Source organism: Anaerotruncus sp. 1XD42-93 (genome assembly GCF_009917605.1).
Taxonomy (GTDB): Bacteria; Bacillota; Clostridia; order Oscillospirales; family Ruminococcaceae; genus Anaerotruncus.
Map to the genome: position 1 here is coordinate 1 of NZ_QZEG01000169.1, position 1,503 is coordinate 1,503.

General features: G+C 42.2%; 2 protein-coding genes. Both read right to left on the reverse strand.

The window, feature by feature from the left end; genetic code table 11:
- Window positions 1-87: 87 nt before the first annotated feature.
- The gene (locus tag D5269_RS17790; protein ID WP_120487554.1) at window positions 88-303 is read right to left on the reverse strand and encodes a hypothetical protein; all 216 of its coding nucleotides are present in this window, start codon (window positions 301-303) and stop codon (window positions 88-90) included.
- A gap of 226 nt (window positions 304-529) precedes the next feature.
- Entirely contained in the window at window positions 530-1,135 is a 606-nt protein-coding gene (locus D5269_RS17795) for a replication protein (protein WP_120487555.1), read from the reverse strand.
- Window positions 1,136-1,503 lie beyond the last annotated feature (368 nt).

Here is a 1,503-nt window from a genome sequence, read left to right on the forward strand (position 1 = left end):
GCATTATCACAAAAATGCTCTATCAATATCCCAAAATACCTATCACAAACAGAACTATCAAGCAAAAAACCCACTCGAAATAGAAAATCAATCTCCGCCACCTGTAATTTTCTCATCAAGTAACCCTCCCGGAATATTTTCTAAAGTCGCAGCCAAAACAGAAAAACTCTTAATCGCCTCCTTATATTCCATCCCCGCCACAGCAAGATTTACAATAATATTAGGAATCGTCATACCTGTACGTTCAGACTGCTGCTGAACATACTTTTCCAAATCCCCTCTTATATTGACTGTTGAACGCATCAAAATACACTCCTTTGCATCAATTATAAACAAATAAAGCTAATATGTCAAGATATACCAAACAAAAGCTAAACAAAAGTACCAAGCTACGAATCCTACACCATACCTGGCCAATCACAATCCTCCTACATGCTTTCCAAAAGCAAGACAAGGGCAAATATGAATGCCTTCGGCGGATGCGCCATCCGGCGCGCTAGACACAGGGTCAGCGACCCTGTACCCCTCCTCAATTCGTCCTAACTCTATGTCTTCTAGACTTCAAAAACGCCCCCATTATGTAGGCTGAATTATCACACAACAACGGAAACCAATCATCAAACCGATTGTGTCTAGCATAAACCAAGAGATCTTCCATCTCTAAAATATTTTGTTCTTGAACAAAGTCCATCATCTCTGCTATAAGGCTATAACGCTCAGATGACGACGGTTTTAGCAACGAAGCAATATCAACTCCACCGTGAGCAACAATGTCTCCTACACTATACTGTGCCTTCTCTGGATTATCCAAATGAGCCATATAACGAACTAACCCTTTAACCCCTCCGCACTTCTGAGGAACTGGAGCACTAAGCTTGTCCGTCAAATCCTTAACCTGTTCGAATGTCTTAACAGAATCATAAAGTAAAATAATATGCCAATGTGGTTTCTTAGACTTGCCATCTGCATCAATATCTTTATCATGCAATGGACTTTCTACCCACTCCAAATGCAAATCATCTATAATATCACGCCAATTACTTGGAGCACTTTCCGGATAGACAACACAGGTCCAATTTCGAGTACGGCCAACACGTTTCTCATCATATCTCCTATCTCTTTCCTGTTTTGACAAAAAATCACCCCTTTTAAGCGTCGGAACACGGAACACCCTAGGGGGTGTCGTAGTACCCCCTAGGGAATTTCCCGCCTAAATCATCTGTTAAAATGGTGCCGCGCACCCGCCCGCGTCCGCCGATCGGCGGGCGCGGACAGATGTGCGGCACCATTTTCAAAGGATAATTTATCCGCGTTCAATACCCTTGCATTTACTCCAAAAACTGTGCTAAACTAAAAAATAATGAGTTTTTACTCATTATCCGTATATCCCTCGGAAGTCAGCGCCGCCAAGCCAGGACTTCCGGGGGATTCTGCATTATCACAAAAATGCTCTATCAATATCCCAAAATACCTATCACAAACAGAACTATCAAGCAAAAAACC

Bases quoted from the DNA above. Each gene is read 5' to 3' on its own strand.
- D5269_RS17790 (WP_120487554.1), bottom strand. From the start codon at position 303: ATGCGTTCAACAGTCAATATAAGAGGGGATTTGGAAAAGTATGTTCAG.